General features: G+C 63.5%; 6 protein-coding genes. All 6 read right to left on the bottom strand.

From position 1 onward, the window contains the following. The coding region (locus EN750_RS19920; protein WP_127397422.1) for an ATP-binding cassette domain-containing protein at positions 1–415 on the bottom strand (415 nt) is incomplete at its 3' end. 130 nt (positions 416–545) lie between these two features. Beyond that, positions 546–1,475 (bottom strand): 5-formyl-3-hydroxy-2-methylpyridine 4-carboxylate 5-dehydrogenase, encoded by a 930-nt coding sequence (gene fhmpcd1, locus EN750_RS19925; protein ID WP_127397426.1) that lies wholly within the window; start codon positions 1,473–1,475, stop codon positions 546–548. Further along, on the bottom strand, positions 1,475–2,095 hold the full coding sequence (locus EN750_RS19930; protein ID WP_127397423.1) for a glutathione S-transferase family protein: 621 nt from the start codon (positions 2,093–2,095) through the stop codon (positions 1,475–1,477). The genes fhmpcd1 and EN750_RS19930 overlap by 1 nt, the downstream gene beginning before the upstream one ends. 26 nt (positions 2,096–2,121) lie before the next feature. Next, positions 2,122–2,529 (bottom strand): RidA family protein, encoded by a 408-nt coding sequence (locus tag EN750_RS19935; RefSeq protein ID WP_024505125.1) that lies wholly within the window; start codon positions 2,527–2,529, stop codon positions 2,122–2,124. 9 nt (positions 2,530–2,538) lie between these two features. Beyond that, positions 2,539–3,696, bottom strand: a complete 1,158-nt coding sequence (locus tag EN750_RS19940; protein WP_127397424.1) for a hypothetical protein — start codon at positions 3,694–3,696, stop codon at positions 2,539–2,541. 55 nt (positions 3,697–3,751) lie between these two features. Beyond that, positions 3,752–4,552, bottom strand: an 801-nt coding sequence (locus tag EN750_RS19945; RefSeq protein ID WP_127397425.1) for a cupin domain-containing protein, incomplete at its 5' end; no start/stop codon positions are given.

Raw genomic sequence — 4,552 nt, forward strand, 5'->3', positions numbered from 1 at the left:
GTTCCAGCATCTCCTGCCCGCGCGCCCGCAGATCCGAGCGCGACAGCGACTTGTCGGCAATGCCGAGCAGCAGCGCGGCATTGTCGACGGCGTTTTTCCAGGGAAGCAGGTTGGCGTCCTGGAAGACGAGACCGATCATCCGCTTGCGCGCCGCCTCGATCGGCGCGAGCCCGGCGATCGAAACGCTGCCCTGGGTCGGCTGCACCAGCCCGGCCAGCACCTTGAGCAAGGTGCTCTTGCCGCAGCCGGAAGGGCCGATAAGGGAAACGAACGACCCCTTTGGCACCGAAAGATCGATGTTCCTGAGGATCAGTTGACGGGCCATGATCACCGAAACGCCCTTGGCGGAGATCAGATCGTCATGGCGGATATGGGCCGGCTTGTCGCCGGCGGCCCGGATGGTTTCAATGCGCATGGCTTGCCGCCCCGCGCGCTGTTTTCTGTCGCACCCGCACCATCTTGATGGCGAAGGCGCCCTTCACACAAACAGCCGACCGGTGGAACTCCTCGAACCGGCCTGCCCTCTGCGCACCATGTGACATTGGCTACTCCCGGCCTTCCAGGATGCGCCGCACCGCGACGAGCTTGCGCGCCCGTTCACCCTGCAGCGCCTTTGTCTGCTCGGGCGTGTAGGCAAACATGCCCTCGCCCGACTTGATGCCGAACTTCGACGCAGCTGTCTTCTCCAGCACCATCGGCGCGACATCGTCGCGGTTGGAGAGATCGGCATTGAGGAAAGACGAGACGGATTTGTAGATATCCAGCCCCGCCATATCGAGCAGCGCCATCGGACCGATGACCGCGATCTTGTAGCCGATGCCCCAGGACACGCAGGTGTCGAGGTCTTCCGGCTCGATGACGCCGCGCTCGACAAGATCGACCGCCTCGCGCAGCAGCGCATAGAGCACGCGGTTCTCGACGAAGCCTGGAACGTCCTTCTTCACCACCACCGGCAGCAGGCCGATCGAGCGGATGAGATCGCGGATAACAGCCACGGTTTCAGGCGCGGTCTTTTCGCCGCCGATCACCTCGATCATCGGGATGATGTGCGGCGGGTTCGACCAGTGCATGCCGACCATCCGCTCGGGATGCGAGATATGCGCCTGCAGCTTGGTGATCGGGATGCCCGACGTGTCGGACGCGACGATGACGGACGGGCCGATCAGCGGATCGATGTCGCGATAGGTCTGCGCCTTGATGTCGATATTCTCGGGCACGTTCTCGATCACCAGTTCGGCGCCATCGACGGCCTCGGCGATCGTCTCGACGAAACGCACGCTGCCGGCGCCAGTCCCGGGCGCCTCGATGTCGAGACCGTCGAGCACGCCGCCGGCGAGATCGAGCATGCCGCGGGCGCGCTCGATTGCCCCTGGCGAAACATCATACGCCGTCACATCGAGCCCGCCGCGCGAAAGCCGCGCGGCGATGCCTGGACCCATCGTTCCCAGTCCGATGAGAGCGGCGCGCTTGATCATCATGCCGCCTTTGCGGGAGCAGCAGTGGTTGCCGCCTTGAAAGCCGGCCGGGCGGCGATCGCGGCCACCCAGCGCTCCAGATTGGGCATTGACGGCCGGTCGATCTTGAAGTCGACGCAGCGCTTCAGGATCGGCGCGCAGGCGATGTCGGCAAGGGTCAGCTTGCCGAGCGCCAGGAAGTCCTTGCCGGCCAGGTGGCCGTCGACGATCTTGAGCTGCGCGACAAGGTCCTTCACTTGTTCCTTGTATTCGGCGGTCTGTTCTTCGGGCGTGAGCTTGGCGCCCTTGAAGGCCGCCAGGTAGCCCGGATTGACCGCAGCCAGCAGGAAGTCCATCCAGCGCTCGACCTCGGTCTTTTCGGCCGGCGTGGCGCCATTCAACTGTTCGCCGCCGGATGCCGCGAGATAGCGCAGGATGGTGTTGGACTCCCAGATCACGGTGTCGCCGTCGACCAGCGTCGGCACCTTGGAGGTCGGGTTGAGCGCCTTGTATTCCGCCGTCTGCGTGTTCTCGAACTGGCGGCCATAATCCTCGCGCTTGTAGGAGGCCCCCATCTCTTCGAGCATGAAGAGCACCTTCTGGACGTTGCCTGATGTCTGGCGGCCTAACAGCTTGTACATGTCGTCTCCTCGCTAGTGTCCAAGGCCTACTTGCTCGCCGGGAGCGGCTTGTAGACGATGGCGTCCATTTCGATCTTGGTGTTGATGACGGCCTTTGCCTCGACGGTCGTGCGTGCCAGAACGGCGTCGCCGATCCCTTCGAGGAACGCCTTGTTGTAGCGACCGAAATCGCGCGTATCCTCGAGATAGGTGGTGATCCGCACGACATCCGACAGTGTCGCGCCTTCATGCGCGATGACGCGCGCAATGGTCTTCAGCGTCGCCAGCGTCTCTTCCTCGATCGTGCCGCTGATCATGTTGTTGTTCTCGTCCTTCGGCACCTGGCCCGAGACGAAGATGAAATCGCCGGCACGCACCGCCGGATGAAACGGCAGGTTCGGGTTCTTGTTGCCGATGGCGTAGTGGCTGGCGGATTTTCGCGTGCTGTCGCTCAACATACCCCCCTAGAGAACGCTGGTTTCGATGATGTCGACGCCGCGGATGCGATCGATCAGGTAGACGATGCCGCGGTCGTCGATGGTCACGTCGTTGGACGAGGAACGCTCCGCCCCCTCCGGCGCGTCGGGGATGAAATGGCCGACTTCCTTTGGCGCGAACGGATCGGCGATGTCGACGAGGCGCAGCCCCTGCGCGAACCAGGCAAACGGAATGACGGTTCCATTGAACCGCTCGGAGGGCTGGTGGCAGCCGGTCATCGGCGGTTGCGGCGCGCCATCCGGGTCGAGGCCAGGCACCTGGAAGGTCGAGATCGGCAACGGGTTGGTCTCGTCGGTGATGTCGTAGATCCAGGTGAAGGCCGGCGGTGAAGGTCGCAGTTTGGCGACATCCTCGTCGGCCACCACCATGATGTTGCGGCCCTTGAGCGGCTGTGGGATCGGCAGGCAGGTGTGGGTGGGATGCGGAAAGCTCGGGCTCGAATTGACGTGCGAGACCAGCTTCGGCTTGGTGATGTCCGAAATGTCGAGGATGAACAGCCCGTGATGCCAGTAGCTGACATAGAGCCGGTCGCCCATGCGCAGCGGATGGTGGCAACGCGGCGTGACATAGTCATGCCACGGGTATTCTTCGCCGCCACCCGTCCACTGGCCGGGTATCCACCAGCGTCCGACCTCGACCGGCTTCGTGGGATCGATCAGGTCGAGGATCATCACGATGTTGCCGACATAACCGTCGGCGGTCGGCGAGATGTAGACGTAACGGCCGTCGAAGTCGTAGCGGTGGACGCCCTTGCCGCCGGTTATCCATTTCGAGATGAGCTTGGGCTGCGCCGGCTTGGTTGTGTCGTAAAGCGCCAGTCCGCCGCCGAAATCGGCCGGGCCGGCATCACCAAAGCGCTCGTGGTTGATGATCATCAGCCCGTCCTTGGCGCGCACCTTGTGCGAATGCCAGCCGGGCGGAACATCGATCGTGGCTATCTTGCGCGGATTGCGCGGGTCGGAAATGTCGACCAGCGTCGTGCCGCTCGGCGGCCGCATGTGACCGATATAAAGGATGTTGCCATCGACCCAGACCTGGCCGCCGCCTGGACAGTCGACATGGCCGATCTGCTTGGTGTTGAACGCCGAAACCAAATGCATACGCCCTTGCTGCTGAAACGTCATTTCGATGTCCCCGCCGCCAATCGCGGCGGGACAGTGCTTGCCGAAGGGCCGAAAACTAGACGAGGCGGAGCAGGTCGCCGGCCTGGTTGCGGCCCCAGCGCTTGTAGAGGAGCAGCGCCTTCTGCGTCGGCGCATCAGTGGCGCCGAAGAAGATCACCGGCTCGCTCGACGAGCCGTTGACATGCTCGACCCAGGAACCGCCAGGTATGGCGATGGTGTCGAACTGGTTCCAGTCATAACGTTTGCCGTCGATGATCGAATGGCCGTTGCCGCGGAACGGCGCCAAGAGCAGGCTGGCGGTCTCGCGCTGCGGCAAGGTCCTCTCGCCGGGGCGCAGCATCTGCACGTAGAAATTGATGGTGTGGAAGACGGGGCCGCCGGTGGTCGGATCGACATAGTCGATGACGATGCCTTCATGGGGGTCGCCATCCCAATCCTTGTGGGCGTCGAGGACCGCTTCCATCTTCTCCCAGCGATAGACATACATCGGCGACGACAGGCCGCCGCCGCGCTTGTGGTCGACGAAACGCGGCATCAGGCCACCCTCGCCATAGATGCGCTGTGAGTAGTCACCGGGATAGCGGGCGGTCTGCACCTTCTTCTCGACTTCCTTGCCATCGACCATCTCGGTGTATTTGTGATCGAAATGGACGGCATGCAGCGTTTCGACCAGCGGCAGGTCGAGCACCGACAGGTTGACCGCCTGCTCGCCGCCGACGGTGCCATGATTGTGCCAGGCGTCGTTGGGCGTCAGCACCATGTCGCCCGGGCCGAAGACCACGTCTTCGCCCTCGACGCCGGTGAAGTTGCCCTTGCCGGTCAGGCCGAAGCGGATGGCGCTCGGCGAGTGCTTGTG

The organism is Mesorhizobium sp. M7A.F.Ca.ET.027.03.2.1, from assembly GCF_003999175.1.
GTDB lineage: Bacteria > Pseudomonadota > Alphaproteobacteria > Rhizobiales > Rhizobiaceae > Mesorhizobium.